This window comes from Flavobacterium commune (genome assembly GCF_001857965.1).
Classification (GTDB): Bacteria; Bacteroidota; Bacteroidia; order Flavobacteriales; family Flavobacteriaceae; genus Flavobacterium; species Flavobacterium commune.
This window is the reverse complement of record NZ_CP017774.1, coordinates 3248508-3265077: the sequence shown is the minus strand read 5'-3', so window position 1 is coordinate 3265077 and position 16570 is coordinate 3248508. Positions and strand designations below refer to the sequence as shown.

The following is a 16570-nucleotide window of genomic DNA, read 5'->3' as shown; positions in this document are numbered from 1 at the left end:
GAAGGATTTAAGCAATCATACGTCCGTTACAATCGCTTCAAATAATTGGATGCGTATCGAGTATGTTTCAAAATTACTCAATCATTTTTTTATCCAACAGACACAAATGTATACAAAATTGTAAGTAAGAAATTGGATTATGCGGTGGATAAGTATATAAACTAGAAGCAAACTATACTTTTTGTACATTTACACAATTGATAAGATTAATTATATATGCTTACAGAAGAAAATATAAATTTGTTCAAGAAAGTGGCTCGTAAATTAGAGCTAAAAAAGAGTGATTTTTTTATACGTGAAAACGAACTTTGTAACTTGATAGGTATTGTAGAAAGCGGAACACTTTATTCTTATTTTGAAGATGCAGATGGCGATATTATTGTAAATGAGTTGTATAGTAAAAATGCTGTAGTTACTTCTTATCGGAGTTTTTTAACCGAAATTCCTTCTCCGGCTTTCATTAAGGCATATTCTAACACTATAATTTATGTTGTAGATAAAGAACTGTATAATGAATTAGTTTTAGAGCATCAATTCTTACTCCTATTTAAAAAAATTATTGAGGAACTTTTTGTTAACAAGTGTTTTAAAGAAACATCTTTAGTAAAGCTCAAGGCGAAAGAGCGTTACTTGGAGTTGATTTCAGTTCGGGAAAATATTGAACAAGATTTCCCTCAACACCTTATTGCTTCTTATCTAAAAATTCGTGCAGAAACATTGTCTCGATTAAAAAGTCTTGACCTACATCAAGGTCGAAAATGAAACAGTTTTCAGAATTTTGTGGTATAATTAAATCAATCAATTATGCCACTTATAAGAATATCCCTTTCTGATAGTTATCAACAAGAAACTATCGACCTTGTTTCTTCTGCCATTCATCAAGCATTAATAGATGTGTTCCGTATTCCTAAAGATGACTATTTTCATATTATAGAATGTCTTAATGAAAAATATTTAAAATATCCTGAAACATATCTGGGGATTAAGCATTCATCAAAGATTGTTTATATCCATATTTTTGCTGCAAAGGGTCGTACCATCAAGCAAAAGAAACTTTTATACAAAGCTATTACAGATAACATAAATGCAGATGCAAGCATCCCGCCAAATGAAGTAATAATTCTCTTAAATGAGATTGAAGGAAAAGAAAACTGGTCTTTCGGAAACGGAGCAATACAAAATCCTAAGCATATATAATATGAAAGTTAACAATATTAATTTGGCATTAGAGGCTATCCAAAACAACCAGTATAATGGTATAAAATTAGCACGTCTTGCAGGAGACGAGGATGCATCTATTTTTGCTATAGAATTAGCACCTAATCAATTTATCCCTGCTCACTACCATAAAGTGGGTATAGAAACATATTTTATACTCTCGGGCGAAGGAATTATCTATTTAGGAAATATAACCAACGATAAGATAATTTGGGATTATGAAATAAAAGTTGCAGAGGGAGATTGTTTTTCTATACAGCCCAATCAAGTTCATAAATTCGAAAATAATTCAGCTTATAAATTAAGAATTATTGGCACAGCTCCTTTGACCCATGCGACTGACGAAGACCGTTTTTTCGTGTGATACCTAACTATAAAAACTGCATTTAAAAATAACCAAAAACAATTGTATAGACAAATCGCAACTATTTCTACTTTGACTGCATTGGGAAATGCACAATCTCAAATAAAGCTTAACATAAATGCGGGGCTAAATATTAATTTGACAGTTTAAAATATAAAAGAAATTATGCTTTTAATGACAGTTTATTGCGGATTCCCCGCTGCAATAAACGAACCAAATATTTTAAAAGAAGTTGTTTATGAAAAAAAAAGAGAAATATTAAATTTTGAAACTTGAACAACAAAGCACAGAACTACTTTCAAATCTAAATGAAAAATTAAACTTTACCGATTTAGAAATTGATGACCCAATTATCAGAAGCGAAAAAGCTATCGAAATGATTGTTAACGCTATTGAGAAATTAAAAACAATTTTCGAAAAGGAAAAGAATAAATCGCTGGAAGTTGAAATAGATTTCTTTAAAAACATAAAATCAAAGTTTACTTCAAAGCTTATTTATTATAATGCCATTTATAAAATAGAAACTAAAAAGCCACATGGAGGCGATCGAATTATAAAAAAATATCTAAACAATGAATTAGAAAAACTAAAAAGATATTTTGATAACAATTTAGACTTTTATAAATATTACAGAACAGGAAGTAGTTATCTAGACCATAAATATTTTGCAAGAGGAAAATTTGATGTTAAATTAGCTTTAGATAGTTTCTATTTTGAAGCAGATCGCTCTTTTTCTACATCACACGATTTCAAAGTGGCTAAAATTATGGCGCATGATTTAATTCAAGTGTACTTAGAAGATAAACTTTTAATTATAGAAAATAAAGAGCCAAGAGAAAAATCACAAGTCAATCCCAAGGTGAAACAAAACTGGACAGGTTCTAAAGTCGCATTAATAGAGCTTTTATATGCATTACATACCGAAGGAGTGTTTAACAATGGTACTTCAGATTTAAAAGAGATAGCAGAGTATTTCCAAAATGTGTTTAACATAGATTTAGGTCAGTACCACAGGGCTTTCCTTGAAATTAGAATGCGTAAATCCGACCAAACAAAATTCTTAAACGCATTAAAAGAAAAATTAGTAAAAAGAATGGAAAACACAGACGACTTGTTATAAAACCAATAAATATAATATTTTGAATAAAAATCATTCACAACTTGTGATTGACTTGTGATTTAAAACAAATCAAATCTTACAAATTTGTACCATAACAAACTAAAATACTATGTTATGGCAGTACAAGTAATTACACTCGAAGATTTAAACGAATTCCGTACCCTTCTACTAAATGATTTAAAAGAAATCATTCAATCCAAACCCCAGCAAACAAAACAATGGCTCAAATCCAATGAAGTCCGCAAGTTGTTAAACATTTCTCCAGGTACTTTACAAAACCTTCGCATCAACGGAACCATTACCTATACCAAAATTGGAGGGATTTTATATTACTCTAGTGCCGATTTAGACAAACTACTAGAAGCTAATAAAGTCGATGCTACAGTTACTCTATTCAATCCAAAATGGCTAGTCCGATAAATAGTTACAAAGCGAAATACCTTTTATCCACAGTAGTAACATCCTTTCCACACTTTACAGTCTAAGGACTAATCACTAATCACTCAAAATATGAACTACATAAAACACCTAACCGGCTTCTTCGAAAAAGTAGCCATTGACAAAACACTCAACCCAACACACATAAGTCTGTACATTGCACTTTTTCAATTCTGGAACTGTAACCGTTTCAAAAACCCAATAAGTATCAATCGTGATGAGGTAATGAGAATAAGCAAAATCAGTTCAAAAGCCACCTATCACAAATGCCTAAAGAAACTACATAATTTTGGCTACATCAATTATGAACCATCCTACAATCCATTCAAAGGCAGTCATGTCATTTTATTCAACTTTTCAGAAGATTTAAAGCCGCTACTAAAATCCGAAAGAAAACTAAAAAATGAACTTCTTTTTGAACAGGTCTCTGAACAAGCTTTGAACAAGTCTTGTACTAGTAGTAGGACTGGTACTGAACAAGCAGTAGTACCTTCTATAAACTATATAAACAATACAAACATTTCAAACAAAAAAAACGTTTCAAAATTGGACAAGCAAGCAAAAAAATTCACTGCAAAGAATGAAGCAATCTCTGAAAATGAGCTTTTAAAAAACGAAGCTGCCGAAGAAAAAAAAGAAAAAAATTCCGCGAAAAAAGAAGAAAAAGATGAAATTAAGAAATCCGATCTGTTAACCCGAGCGCAGTCGAGGGAACACAATCCAACAACCGAAGAAGTCAAAACCTATTTTCTGGAAAACAACTTCCCCGAACTGGAAGCCCAAAAATTTTTCAATTACTTCTCCAGTGTAGGCTGGTTAGTCGGTGGTAAAACACCCATGGTCGATTGGCAAGCAGCAGCACAAAACTGGATATTAAACAGCGTCAACTTTAGTCACAACATCGATACAACACCGTCAAACCAACGTCAAAACCTCAACGCAACAACCAACAAAAATTATGCTGAACCATTGTAGAGTTCATGACTTCAGAGTTTGGAAGCGAGTGTCACATATTCGAAGAATCCGTAAAATGAAAAGCTGTCTGAGTCTAACGGGTTCTTTTCTTTTAGGCTTGAGCCAATGGCGAACAGAGCGAAGCTAATTCAAGAATTAATTTGACCGCTGACACGAGCAAAATGCGAACTGAGCGAAGCTAAAATCCAAGTCTTGACCTTTTGTTTCTTTTGGGTCAAGTCAAAAGAAAATATTAAACCAATTACACATGAATAAATATTCTTATCATGATATAATCCTTTGGCTCGAAAAAAAAGGCGTAGAACTATACGGAAAACATTTCAAAATAGTAGAAACCGATTACCCAATAGTGTACAAACTCATCGCCTATTTCCTCAAAGACGAGCCTAGTTGTCTTCAATATGGTCTTAACCTCAACAAAGGAATTTTGCTTTCTGGTCCCATAGGTTGTGGCAAAACATCATTAATGAATCTGATGAAACACCTCACTTCAACAGAACATAAGTTTACAATAAAACCTTGTCGGGACATTAGTTTTGAATTTATCCAGGACGGCTACCAAATCATTCACAAATACAGTATCGGAAAATTATATGAATCACAACCAAAAACAATATGCTTCGATGATTTAGGAGTAGAAAATAACCTAAAATACTATGGAAACGAATGCAATGTAATGGCTGAAATCTTATTAAGCCGGTATGATATTTTTACCGCCAAAAAAATCCAAACGCATATAACAACAAACCTTTCGGCTTCTGAAATTGAGAATTCGTATGGCAATCGTGTTCGAAGTAGATTAAGGGAATTATGCAATTTAATAGCATTCGAAAATATAACTAAAGACAAACGAAAATAAATTGCATAATCACGAACTCCCCAAAAAAAATAACAAAGAGTGAACAGTAATAATACTATACAAGTGATAACATAGATCTGCGAACCCAAAGAAACTCTAGTTAATGGCTGCTATTTTTGATGCTATTTCAAAAAATTGTCTCGATAACTTATTAATGATTTTCTTGAAATCGGTTTTCCGTGTCCAAGGTAAAATGTTTCGGCATTCAATGAAAGAACATAATTGATACTGTTTTTTACTTGTTCTAAATTGTCGTGAAAAGGTGGGTGTTTTATTCTTGAGTTAAAAGCTAACCCGCCAAGAAGTATTCCCGAAGATGCTAAATCCATGATGATAGCGTCTCCGTTTTCAAGAACAATTGATAAAGAACCTGGAGTATGTCCGGGTGTGTGAATTATTTTTCCATTTATTCCATACATTGATAAATCATATTCTTGATTTTCATGTAATACAATATCCGGAAAACAAGGGAAAGCTTTATCTTTTGCTAAGATAGGCTTAAGAATAACATCCCAAATTTTATGATTGGGGTTTAACGTTTCAAGCATACTTTTTCCTGTTTGCAATGCTTCCTTGTCTGAGTTATGAATAAGAATAGGGACTTTGAGGATATCCTTCAATTCTTTTGCACTTCCAAAATGGTCAATATGTCCGTGTGTAATGACTATTAAGCCAATATCTTCTAATTTAATGTTGTGTTTATGTAGTTGCTTGATAATTTTTGTCTCACTTTTTGGAACGCCTGTGTCAACTAAAATATGTTTTGTTTCTCCTTTTATGAGAAAACAATTTATCATACCAAAAGGAAAAATAGAAAGTTGAATTATTTTACGCATCATTTTACAATTTTAAATTTTGATGCAAAGTTCAACTCTTAAAAATGCATATTGCTTGACAAATGTTAGGAAATTATTTTTTTTCGAATTCTGCTCAAAGATTCAGGTTTAATTCCAATGTATGAAGCAATAATTTGGATGGGGACATTTCGAATAATTTCTGGTTGCTCATTCAGTAATTTTAAGTACCGTTTTTCAGCAGATAATGTAATAAAATCAATCATTCTTTGTTGGTTTTGAGCTATCACTTTTTCGTATATCTGTCTACAGAATGTATTCCAAAAAACACTTTCCTTTGTTAAAATCTCATAGTCATATTTGTTTATATAAAAGACTTCACAATCTGAAATGCATTGAACATTTTCTTTTGAAGTAATTCCTGAAGTAAAACTATCAAAACTTGTGATAAATTTATTTTCACCTACAATTTGAGTTGTAATTTCAATACCGTCTTTGCTAAAAAAAGACCTAACAAAACCATTTCTAACATAGTATAGTTTTGAAGTAACTTTGTCTTCTCTTTCAATGATTGAGCCTTTTGAATAACTTGCAGTTTTAAAGTAATTGCTCAGCAAATTTATGTCGTTGTCGGTAATGTCTATGAGGTCTGAGATAAACAGAATTAAAGGGGTAATTATCATAATAGTTGATGTTAATATGGTCTGCCGCTAACGTTTGGCAATATGAAACGTAGCTAACTTTGTGGTTGCTAACTGACCACAGTTATCAGGTTTGTCAGTAAGAACTGAGTTTGTAAATTGTATTAAAGCGGCTATTTTATGACCATATACGCGTTAGGCAACGACATTTTATTTTCGTTTAATTTTTAACATCTGGTTTCCTCTTTTTTGAAATTCATAATCAACCAAATCGATACTAATCTGATAATCTGATTTAAAATAGTCTATTATACCTTCTAAAACCTCTGACTTAACGGCATTTAAATTTAGTATTGGAAATATCCGAATCTCTTTGCAAATCCGTAACATCTCGGAAATTGATTTGATATGAAAGTCCAGACCTAGTTGTGAATATAAAATAAGAAAGTGAGAACTTAATCCCAAATCAAATGATAAATCTGAAAATTTAGTTGAATTCGGCAATTCATGATAAATATATCGTTCCTTAGTTTTACCTAATTCAAAATCATCAATAAAATTATTCATAGCATCCATTCGAATGTGTTCTAAATCCTGAATACTTTTAATATTTGTCCAAACAAAATTATTGTGATTAGTCTTTGTTTGCTCAAGAATTGTATCTTTTGTTTCTGCAATCCTTTGTTTTAATTCATCTCTAGTAAACTGATAAATAGGGTCTAAAGAAACAACCTTTCTATCCAGTTTTGTCATCTCAAAGTTGAAACTTGCCGGTCCATCTCCAAAACTTATAATCCGACTTTTATAATCCGAATCCGTTAATTTAAAAATCCTTGTGTACTCTTCTAAATTTCGTCCCCAAGGAACAACGTTTTTTAATTCAAATGCCATACTGTGTAATGTTGTGTGCGTATTTTTTTTACTTTGTTATCCAACGTCAGACTTTGAAAAAGTCCACTAATCTAGCAAACAAATATAGTCTTTTATCTCATTTATAGCGATAAAGATCGTATTTTAAGGCAAACAATAACTGATAATGAATAATATATTAAAGGAATCCAAAATATAATTCAAATCCAAATGAGAGTATCAAAAAGATGAACAAGCAATAAAACCTATTTCCAGGAAAACAACTTCCCGGAACTCGAAGCCAAAAAGTTTTTCAATTACTTCTCCAGCAACGGTTGGTTAGTCGGCGGCAAAACCCCAATGGTCGATTGGCAATCAGCGGCACAAAACTGGATGCTTAACAGCTTTAATTTCAATCAAAACACTAACCCTTCAGACCGAGCCAAGCACTTCAACACAGGAATCGACAAAGATTATTCAGAGCCACTTTAACGTCATTGCGAGGAACGAAGCAATCTCACTTTGCGAACCCTGCAACGTCACACTGAGCCTGTCGAAGTGCTTTGTGCTTCTTGCAGTTAAATTTTAAAAATTATGGAAAATGAAATCAAATCCCACTACAGCTACCCTGATGTAATTAATTGGCTCCAAAAAAAAGTGTTGAACTATACGGTAATCATTTCAAAATCCTTGAATCTGATTACCCAATAGTTTACAAACTAATCGCCTACTTCCTCAAAAATGAACCAACTTGTTTCCAATACGATATCAACCTCAATAAAGGAATCCTCCTTTCCGGACCAGTAGGCTGTGGCAAAGCCTCATTAATGAATTTGATGAAACACCTCACTTCTACTGAACATAAATTTTTAGTAAAACCGTACCGGTACATTAGTTTTGAATTTATCCAGGATGGCTATCAAATAATCCACAAATACAGCATAGGAAAATTATATGAATCACAACCAAAAATAATTTGCTTTGACAATCTAGGAGTAGAAAATAATCTTAAATACTACGGAAACGAATGCAACATAATGGCTGAAATTCTATTAAGCCGATATGACATTTTTACTTCTAAAAAAATCCAAACGCATATAACTACAAACCTTTCGGCTTCTGAAATTGAGAATGCGTATGGAAACAGAGTTAGAAGCAGATTAAGAGAATTATGTAATTTAATTGCCTTTGACAGACAGATTTTTGATAACAGAAAATAAACAATTAAGTTTTAAGAATAACCAAAATAATTATTATCAAAACTTAACTAAGTTCTAATATCTTTTTCAACGATAAACATAGGCAAATAAATAAATATCCCTAATAATGAAAACAATAATCCTCCAATTGAGCCAGCAGCAAAAGAAAACCAAAAAGCTTCGTTTTGCCCTCCCCATACAAAAGGTATTAAACCTGCCATAGTAGATATAACAGTAAGCATTACCGGAATAATTTTATAATTAAATGCTTTAAAATAGATCAATTGTGAGTTCCTTAATGGATATTCTTTTCGTAGATTATTATAATCATTAATGATGTACAAGGCAGCGTTTACACTTATTCCGCATAATAAGATAAAAGAAGCATAACCACCTTGATCAAAATTAAAATCAAAAAGATAAAAAGTTAGAAAAACACCAATAAAAGAAATTGGAATCATACTGATTATCGCAAAAGGTTGTTCTAAAGATTCTAATAGTATTGAACAGATAAAAAATATAATCAAAATGACCACTAAGATGAAATAATATTGCTGATTATTTTTTTTATCCCATCCATCATAACTTTTTTCAGATATTTTGTAACCAATAGGCAACTTAGTTGTCAATTCAGCTATATTGTCTTCTCTTACTTTTTGGGCTAATTGTGCATCTCCAATAAAATTATACTCAACTGTCAAACGGTATTGCTGATTAAATTTTGAAATAGGATTTCCTGAGTTTCTTTTTTCAATGTCTGCCATTTGGTCTAATTTATATTGATTGTTCCCAATAGTAATAGGAACATGTTTCAAATCCCAAACATTAACTTTTTGATATTGATCAGATACTAATTTTACTTGTTGTAATTCATTATTATAAATAAAAGAAGTTATACCTCCCGCATGGGCCTGATTTTTTAAATATGAATAAAGCCCGGTTTGATATACCCCTGCCATTGCCATTTTTTCAGCATCAAAATCTAAAAAATATTCATTTGAATTAGCATTGCCTCCATTGGTTATTTCCACTTCCTGAATTCTGGAATTCGAATTGGCTATCAATTGGGTTTTTAAAAGTTCTGCATACGAATACAACTTATCATAATTATAACCTTCAACTATAATTCTATTGTTTTTGTATTCAGATCCTAAAGCATTCGAAAATCCCTGACCTACACCACTTACTGACCAATCCAGACCTCCTAAACTGATCGCTTTAGATTCTAAAAGGCTTTTCAACTTGAATGGAAAACCACTAAACTCATTTTCTTTTTTGAAATAAATGGAGATGGTTGAATTTTTATAACTACCTATACTGGTCTCAAATAGTTCAACTTCTTCAAAACTACTAATGTAATTTTCCATTTTGATGATAACCTCATTCAATTGTTCAATAGTACAACCCTCAGGCATACTTCCGCTAACTCTCAATGTTGTTCGTTCCGGGTCAGAATAATGAGAACTCTCATAAACATTTTCAGTAAACAACCTAAAAGTACCGCCTAGCACTTTTTCCAATGTTGGCTTAATTTCATCATAAAACCATTCATCTCCTATAGTACTATTATATGCTTTTTCTAAAAAACCATCTCCCTTTATTTCTTTAGGTAAAAATTGCAAAGGCAATCCAAACCCTAGCAACAAAACAACAATAAATCCCCATTTAAAACTTGGTTTTTTTAATATAAAAATTAATTTAGAATAGCTGTTGGTAAACTTGATTACTCTTCTTTTTCTTTTTCTCGAAAAAGGCTTCTTTTGTTGATTAACACGCATTTTTTCCAAAAGAGCAGGAACAAAAAACAATGCCACAAATAAGGATACCACTATATTTACAGCAATAACTAAAGTGAAATCTGTTAAATTGGCTTGTAGGGATTCATCTAATAAAAAAGTAGATAATAAAGCTCCTGTAGTAGTTAAAGTGGTGGCTAAAATAGCTAAAAAAACCTTCTTGTCTCCTTTGTTCCTAAGATGATCAATCATAATAATACAATTGTCAATAATAATCCCAAAAGAAATGGTAATCCCTGCGAAAGAATACAATTGTAATTCGACTTTGAATAGATAATAGAAGATTATCGCAATTAGAAGATTAGCAATAATGCTCAAAAACAAAATCAATATGTATTTTAAACTCCTGCTCGTTGCCAAAATAAGAAAAAATAATATGGCTAAAGACAACAACATTTTTTCTTCAATTTTTTGTAGTTCTTCACTAATATACTGAGAGCTATCATTAGTCAATTTCAAAGAGTATTCATTTTTTATTTCTCTTTTTAAATTATCTATTTTCTCTTTAACTTCATTAGATACAGTAATGGTATTTGCTCCTTTTTCGGCATAGACAACCATATTTATTGAATTCTTTCCATTGATTCTAAAATAAGCTTGCATAGGAGCTTCCTTAAATTGAACTGTAGCAATATCCCTAAGATAAATAATCCTATTTCCTATTTTTTTTATCGGAATACTATCCCAATCAATCTCTTTTTCGTATTTATAACTTAAAACCACTGAAATTTGTTCCGTTTCAGTGCTGTTTTTTGAAAGTAAACTTCCATTTCCTAATTGCTGTGTTTGAAAATATTGACGAACAGCATTTTCTATATCATTAACCGATATAGATAATTGTAACAGTTTATCTGAATCATATTTTATAACCCAATCAAAAGGATCAGCACCATATACCGAAACTTTATTTACACCTTTTATTGTGGACAATTTGGGGAGTAACTGATTTTCGGCATACTTCTTTATCAAATAAGGACTCTCATTAGCATGAATACTGTAGGTTAAAATTGGAGAGCTATTTTCATTTGCTCCACTAATAGACAACTGGGGATAACTTACCCCTTCAGGAAGTTCTGAATAAGCTTGGCGGATTAAATTGGCTATTTCAAAACGTACTGCATCTAAATCGGTATTTTTTTTGAATTTAATATTGATAGAACCATTTGCTTTGTTTGTGGTTGAATTGATTTCTTTAATACCTTTCACGGTATTAAAAATCCCTTCTAGCTTTGAAGTCACCTCTTGTTCTAAAACCTTTGCTGAAGCATTTTGCCAACTGTAGCTAACGCTTAATGAGGGTAGCGATTTTGACGGGTTTAATTGAACACTCAACAAAGGGATCATACTGACACCAATGATACATAAACAAATAAAACTGGCTAATACAGTAAATGAGGGAACTTTTAACTTCATATACATTTATCTTAGAACATCTTAATATTTTCTAGCCTATTTTTCTAGTATTTCATCAAAATTTTTACTAATAGTACTCTTATTCTGAAAATCATAAAGAGTCAATTGCTGCACTTCATAATAAAATTTCCAATAGTTGTACAAACTTGTTATATAATTTTCAGATGCGGTTTGCCATGCTTTTCTGGCACTGGTCAATCGTAACAAATCGATACTTCCTGATAAAAATCTTTTTTCAGTTACATCATATGAAGATTTTGAAATTTCACTACTTCGCAAAGCAACAGCTACTAATTGTTTTTGAAGATTAAAATCAATAATTTTCAGACTTAATTGCTGACTTAGTTTGTCGCTTTCTTGTTGTACAGCAACTTCACTTACTTCATTATTCATTTTTGCTGTTTTGATATTTCCTTTACGCTCACCCCAATCTAAGATGGGGATATTCATTTGGATACTAATCATCTGTTGGTCTAACAATCTGCCATAAGCTTCTCTGAAAGTATTTGCATTTTGATTCAAACCATAACTTCCTCTCAAAGACAAGTCAAAACGGTTTTCTTTGATTACCTTATCTAAATCCCTTTGTGCTTCAATTTTTTTTATCTTTAAATTAAAAATTTCAGGATTATTGACTTCAGCTAATGTTGTAGCCTCTTTGATATCTATTTGTAAATCGGAGATTAATTCAGGTAATTCAGGCACAGAATACAAAGGGCTTTCGTCTCTTAAAAACAATTTTAATTCCGCTTCTGCTTTTTGCAATTCCCTTTTATTTTGTGTTAAATTAGTTTCGGCATTGTAAACATCCAATTCTAAATTAAGCACATCATCCTTTTCTATAGAACCTAAATCATATCGTTTTTTTCCAATATTAAAAAGCTTCTGAGTACTTAATACATTCTCCTGAGCTAATTCTACTCGCTTGCTGGCTGAAGCCCAATTAAAAAAGTAGTTAACGGCTTTAAGTTTGATATCCTGTAATTCATATAGATATTGTTTTTTAGCTCGTTCAAATTGTAAAGGAGAAATAATATGCGCCCATTTAAAGCGATTAAAAGCCATAATGGGTTGTATAATACCAATTCGAATAGGTGTAGCTGTGAAATCTTCGGAATCAATTAATCCAAAGTTAGCCAATCGGTTAAAACTGGAATTGGCATAAATAGTTGCTCCTGTGGCTTTAATATTTTGATTGATACTAAGATTTCCATATGAATTCAAATTTTGCTGTAGTCGATAAACATCAATGTTATTTTCGGAATCATACCTTTTTAATACCGATTTATTATACGTTAAAGGTTCTAGTTCTAAACTCATTTTAGGTAATACACTTGCTTTAAATGATCTAAACTGCCAATAACTCGCTCCATATTGCTGTTTAGCTTTAAAAGCATCCAATGATTTTTTACTTGCAATGGAAATAATATCATCAAGTGTAACTGTTTTTTTAGTGCTATCTTTTTTATTAGTTTCTTGAGCCTTATTTTCTATTGTATAAAAAGTAAAAGTAATTAAGCTAAGAATCTGTAACTTTTTAATTATTTTCATGAATTATAAGTAAGATTGGTATTGTGTATAATTTAATTGCATAATTGACTCAATCAGGCTGCTTTCTGAAGTTCTGTATTCTTCATTCTGTTTTTTTTCTCTATTCTTTTAGCAAAATAATAATAGCATAAAGGGGTAAAATAAAGACTGATTATCGTACCCAATATCATTCCCCCGGTTAATACCGTTGCCAACGGAGCCTGAAGTTCAGCCCCTAAACCACCGGTAAAAAGAAGCGGTACTACGGCTAAAATAGTGGTCAAGCTGGTCATTAAAATGGGTTTCAACCTTCGCTGCCCAGCAATTAAAAGTGCTTTTAATAAAGAATTCCCTTGACGTTGCAATTGAATAATGGTATCTATTTTTAAAATAGAATCATTAATTACAATGCCACTCATTACTATAATCCCAATCATAGACATTAAATTGAGACTCATACCAAAAATCTTTAAGAAGAGAAAAGCTCCAGCCAAGTCCAACGGGATTTCGATTAATATAATTAATGGAAGAACGAGCGATTCAAATTGGGAAGCAAGGATAAAGTAAAGCAGTAATAATGAAATTAATAATACTGCTATTAATTCTTTCATTAACTCCTGATTATTAAAAAAACTACCGCTGAAAGAAACATTATATAAGCTATTATCCAGAATCACTTTTTTTATGTTGTCAATCACCTGATTAACATTCTCTCCATCGGTATTCAATTCTATTGGATAATATTCCCCCTCTATTCCTCCAACTATCGTTTTCATATCTTGTGAATTGACTACCTTAATAAAATCACTGGCATGGAATACAGCACTATCCCGGGATTGCACTGTTGTTTCGCTCAAAACCTCTTCTAATGTTTTAGTATCTCCTCCTAAAATCACAGGTACAAAATTTTGATTATCTACTACCGATAGAATTTCACGTTCATTAAAAGCACTTTTTAAGGCATCAAACAGCGTATTGGTTGATACTCCATAAGTCATTAATTTTTCCTGGTTGGCTACTAATTCAATATGCTCTTGCAAGGCAATAGGTTTTACTTCTAAACCATCTGCATTTTGCTGTACCTTATTCCAAACTTTTTTAAGTTGTTCATTTTGTGCACTTCCTAAATTTTCAACATTGCGCAATCGGGCAATCAATGTAGCTTCCTTATCTGAAAAAATAATATTAAAAATGTTATCCACTTCACTGTATGAAAAAACGGCATTCTTATATCTTTTTTGCATAAAAAGATTAATATCATATTGGATCTTTTCCAATTTTTCCTGAGACTCACAACTAATATAAATAGCACTTTCTGAAGGCATAGAAGTAGATTCTTTGTCTAAAATGAATTGCTGGGAACCTACTAAAGCACTATAGTTTAGTATTTCTTTTTTTATTGGTTGTAATAATTCTAATACCCTTCGTTTATTTTCCTCTACATTAATTGGCTTGTTCCAGTCAATTTTCAAGAGAGTTTCCGTTTTGGTCAGATACGGCATTTGGGTTTTGGGAAGAATCTGAAATAAAATCACGCCACTTACAAGCAACAGCATACAAATAGCCCAGCATTCTTTTTGTTTTCGCATCACAAAACGAAATCCTTTTTCATATAATTCAGCATAATCCAAAGTATTTGTTCTCTCCAAAAAACGATCGATGCTGTTTTTTTTACCGGACACTTTCAAATGAAACAAATGATATAATAAAGGCACCAAAGTAATCGATACTATTAAGGAAACAAACAACCCTATCGTTATGGCCATCGCCTGATCATAAAATAAAGCTCCTGAAATACCACTTAAAAAAGATAGTGGTAAAAAAACGGAACAGGTTGTCAAAACCGAGGAAAATAAAGGTTTGATAATTTCATTAGCACCTAAAACACATGATTTTGATAAACTGTATTTTTGCTCTCTATACTGTATGATGTTTTCAATTACTATAATCGAGTTATCAATCATCAAACCGATTCCTAAAATTAATCCTGATAACGAAATGATATTAATCGAAATATTGAATACATGAAAAAAGGCTAAACTGATAATAAGAGAAACTGGAACAGATATTCCAATTAACAAAGGAGATTTAACATCTTTCAAGAACAGAAACATGACCCCAAAAGCCAATAAAATTCCCCACACCAAATCTTGTTTTATATTGCTGATGGCAACATCTAACAATTTAGTTTGATCCCTGCTTATCGAAAATTCTATGTTTGGATAATCTTTTTTAAGTCTTTCAACAAGACTATTCAAAGATGTTTTTAAATTTTCCATCCGTGCATCACTTTGTTGAATGACAGCCATTGTAACGGCTTCTTTATCATCAGACAAAACCAATCCGGTACGTTTTTGTGGATGCTCCATCACTTGAGCAAGATCTTTTAATTGAAAAAGCCTCTCATTTTTTTTGATATAAATAGTTTCAATTTCCTGAATGGTATTTAGCTGAGATCCTAAACGGACATTATATTGATATTGATTGTCTTTAATTAATAAACTGCCAACTTCAACATCATAAGCTTTAATAGCTGATTCCAATTCATTTAAACTAATACCCAATGCATCCAATTTCTCTGAATCAGGAATAATTAGTATTTCAGAAAAAACCAAACCACTAACATCTACCATGGCAACCTCTTCAACCTGCTCAATACGTTTTCGAATGACCTGATTGGCAAAACGACTAAAATCAACAAACTGTTGAGAAACGGGATAAAGTTCATTATTAGAAACACTAGGCACTCCTTTATTTTTATCCTGATCTTTTAAGGTCATGCTTAAATAGAACACCGGTACATCCGTAATATTAGCCTTGATTACTTTAGGACGTTTAATTGTTTTAGGGAGATTTCCCATAGCCCGATCAATCTTTTCATTGACCTCAATAAAAGAATAATCAATTTTAGTTCCCTGTTCAAAACTCAATCGAATAATACCACTCCCATTACTGGATTCTGTTTTAATATCCTTTAGATGACTTAGCTGCATTAAGTTAGAGCGTAAATTTTTCACGATAACGTCTTCTACCTGCCTTGCCGACATATTATTAGCTTCAACTTGCACTGTAATTTCAGGAATATCAATATTGGGCATCAAAGACACAGGAATAAATCCAAACGCATAAAGCCCTAAAATAAGCATACAAAGCGTCGTCATTAAAACAGCAATTGGTCTATTGATTAAAAATTTTACCATAAAAGATTATTATAAAATGAAAAAAAATTAGTTAATAATTTAAAATCATTAAGTCAATGGGATTTTTTGTTTTTAATTGTCCTTAGCTTTAGCAGTCGAGTGTCAAATGTTTGAAGAATCCGTAAAAAGAAAAGCTGTTTGAGCGTAGCGAGTTCTTTTCTTTTAGGATTCGAA

15 protein-coding genes are annotated in these 16570 nt (G+C 31.6%); 9 read left to right on the top strand and 6 right to left on the bottom strand.

The annotated features are described in order from the left end of the window. Positions 1-216: 216 nt before the first annotated feature. From BIW12_RS13515 to BIW12_RS13485, 7 genes are all read left to right on the top strand, one after another. Positions 217-762 (top strand): Crp/Fnr family transcriptional regulator, encoded by a 546-nt coding sequence (locus tag BIW12_RS13515; RefSeq protein ID WP_071185598.1) that lies wholly within the window; start codon positions 217-219, stop codon positions 760-762. A gap of 42 nt (positions 763-804) precedes the next feature. Further along, positions 805-1197 (top strand): tautomerase family protein, encoded by a 393-nt coding sequence (locus BIW12_RS13510; protein ID WP_071185597.1) that lies wholly within the window; start codon positions 805-807, stop codon positions 1195-1197. Position 1198: 1 nt separating this feature from the next. Next, complete coding sequence (locus tag BIW12_RS13505) at positions 1199-1582, top strand: cupin domain-containing protein (protein ID WP_071185596.1); 384 nt, start codon at positions 1199-1201, stop codon at positions 1580-1582. A 265-nt stretch (positions 1583-1847) separates the two neighbouring features. Then, positions 1848-2702: an RteC domain-containing protein gene (locus tag BIW12_RS13500; RefSeq protein ID WP_071185595.1), complete on the top strand. Its 855-nt coding sequence runs from the start codon at positions 1848-1850 to the stop codon at positions 2700-2702. 114 nt (positions 2703-2816) lie between these two features. After that, positions 2817-3122 carry a helix-turn-helix domain-containing protein gene (locus BIW12_RS13495; RefSeq protein WP_071185594.1) on the top strand — a complete coding sequence of 102 codons (306 nt, stop codon included), beginning with the start codon at positions 2817-2819 and terminating at the stop codon, positions 3120-3122. 243 nt (positions 3123-3365) lie between these two features. Then, a complete protein-coding gene (locus BIW12_RS13490; protein ID WP_232227097.1) occupies positions 3366-4115 on the top strand; it encodes a transcriptional regulator in 750 nt (249 codons plus the stop codon). 247 nt (positions 4116-4362) lie between these two features. Then, on the top strand, positions 4363-4974 hold the full coding sequence (locus tag BIW12_RS13485; RefSeq protein WP_071185592.1) for an ATPase: 612 nt from the start codon (positions 4363-4365) through the stop codon (positions 4972-4974). Between the two features lie 122 nt (positions 4975-5096). On the opposite strand, the gene BIW12_RS13480 is transcribed toward BIW12_RS13485, so the two are convergent. From BIW12_RS13480 to BIW12_RS13470, 3 genes are all read right to left on the bottom strand, one after another. Then, a complete protein-coding gene (locus BIW12_RS13480; protein ID WP_071185591.1) occupies positions 5097-5813 on the bottom strand; it encodes an MBL fold metallo-hydrolase in 717 nt (238 codons plus the stop codon). A 62-nt stretch (positions 5814-5875) separates the two neighbouring features. Beyond that, a complete protein-coding gene (locus BIW12_RS13475; protein ID WP_071185590.1) occupies positions 5876-6451 on the bottom strand; it encodes a Crp/Fnr family transcriptional regulator in 576 nt (191 codons plus the stop codon). A gap of 168 nt (positions 6452-6619) precedes the next feature. Further along, on the bottom strand, positions 6620-7300 hold the full coding sequence (locus tag BIW12_RS13470) for an SAM-dependent methyltransferase (RefSeq protein WP_071185589.1): 681 nt from the start codon (positions 7298-7300) through the stop codon (positions 6620-6622). Between the two features lie 318 nt (positions 7301-7618). On the opposite strand from BIW12_RS13470, the gene BIW12_RS16650 reads away from it, so the two are divergent. Together BIW12_RS16650 and BIW12_RS13465 are read left to right on the top strand one after the other, a co-directional pair. After that, positions 7619-7750: a hypothetical protein gene (locus BIW12_RS16650; RefSeq protein ID WP_262494214.1), complete on the top strand. Its 132-nt coding sequence runs from the start codon at positions 7619-7621 to the stop codon at positions 7748-7750. A gap of 149 nt (positions 7751-7899) precedes the next feature. Further along, the gene (locus tag BIW12_RS13465; protein ID WP_232227096.1) at positions 7900-8478 is read left to right on the top strand and encodes a P-loop NTPase family protein; all 579 of its coding nucleotides are present in this window, start codon (positions 7900-7902) and stop codon (positions 8476-8478) included. Between the two features lie 47 nt (positions 8479-8525). On the opposite strand, the gene BIW12_RS13460 is transcribed toward BIW12_RS13465, so the two are convergent. From BIW12_RS13460 to BIW12_RS13450, 3 genes are read right to left on the bottom strand one after another with little or no spacing between them, the layout of a single operon-like run. Beyond that, a complete protein-coding gene (locus BIW12_RS13460; RefSeq protein WP_198033422.1) occupies positions 8526-11666 on the bottom strand; it encodes an efflux RND transporter permease subunit in 3141 nt (1046 codons plus the stop codon). 36 nt (positions 11667-11702) lie between these two features. Then, positions 11703-13217 carry a TolC family protein gene (locus BIW12_RS13455; RefSeq protein ID WP_071185587.1) on the bottom strand — a complete coding sequence of 505 codons (1515 nt, stop codon included), beginning with the start codon at positions 13215-13217 and terminating at the stop codon, positions 11703-11705. A 53-nt stretch (positions 13218-13270) separates the two neighbouring features. Beyond that, on the bottom strand, positions 13271-16396 hold the full coding sequence (locus BIW12_RS13450; RefSeq protein ID WP_071185586.1) for an efflux RND transporter permease subunit: 3126 nt from the start codon (positions 16394-16396) through the stop codon (positions 13271-13273). Positions 16397-16570 lie beyond the last annotated feature (174 nt).

Coding starts and splice junctions, on each gene's coding strand:
- BIW12_RS13475 (WP_071185590.1), bottom strand. CDS start 6,451: ATGATAATTACCCCTTTAATTCTGTTTATCTCAGACCTCATAGACATT.
- BIW12_RS13455 (WP_071185587.1), bottom strand. CDS start 13,217: ATGAAAATAATTAAAAAGTTACAGATTCTTAGCTTAATTACTTTTACT.
- BIW12_RS13485 (WP_071185592.1), top strand. CDS start 4,363: ATGAATAAATATTCTTATCATGATATAATCCTTTGGCTCGAAAAAAAA.
- BIW12_RS13470 (WP_071185589.1), bottom strand. CDS start 7,300: ATGGCATTTGAATTAAAAAACGTTGTTCCTTGGGGACGAAATTTAGAA.
- BIW12_RS13495 (WP_071185594.1), top strand. CDS start 2,817: ATGGCAGTACAAGTAATTACACTCGAAGATTTAAACGAATTCCGTACC.
- BIW12_RS13510 (WP_071185597.1), top strand. CDS start 805: ATGCCACTTATAAGAATATCCCTTTCTGATAGTTATCAACAAGAAACT.
- BIW12_RS16650 (WP_262494214.1), top strand. CDS start 7,619: ATGGTCGATTGGCAATCAGCGGCACAAAACTGGATGCTTAACAGCTTT.
- BIW12_RS13480 (WP_071185591.1), bottom strand. CDS start 5,813: ATGATGCGTAAAATAATTCAACTTTCTATTTTTCCTTTTGGTATGATA.
- BIW12_RS13490 (WP_232227097.1), top strand. CDS start 3,366: ATGAGAATAAGCAAAATCAGTTCAAAAGCCACCTATCACAAATGCCTA.
- BIW12_RS13515 (WP_071185598.1), top strand. CDS start 217: ATGCTTACAGAAGAAAATATAAATTTGTTCAAGAAAGTGGCTCGTAAA.
- BIW12_RS13450 (WP_071185586.1), bottom strand. CDS start 16,396: ATGGTAAAATTTTTAATCAATAGACCAATTGCTGTTTTAATGACGACG.
- BIW12_RS13460 (WP_198033422.1), bottom strand. CDS start 11,666: ATGAAGTTAAAAGTTCCCTCATTTACTGTATTAGCCAGTTTTATTTGT.
- BIW12_RS13505 (WP_071185596.1), top strand. CDS start 1,199: ATGAAAGTTAACAATATTAATTTGGCATTAGAGGCTATCCAAAACAAC.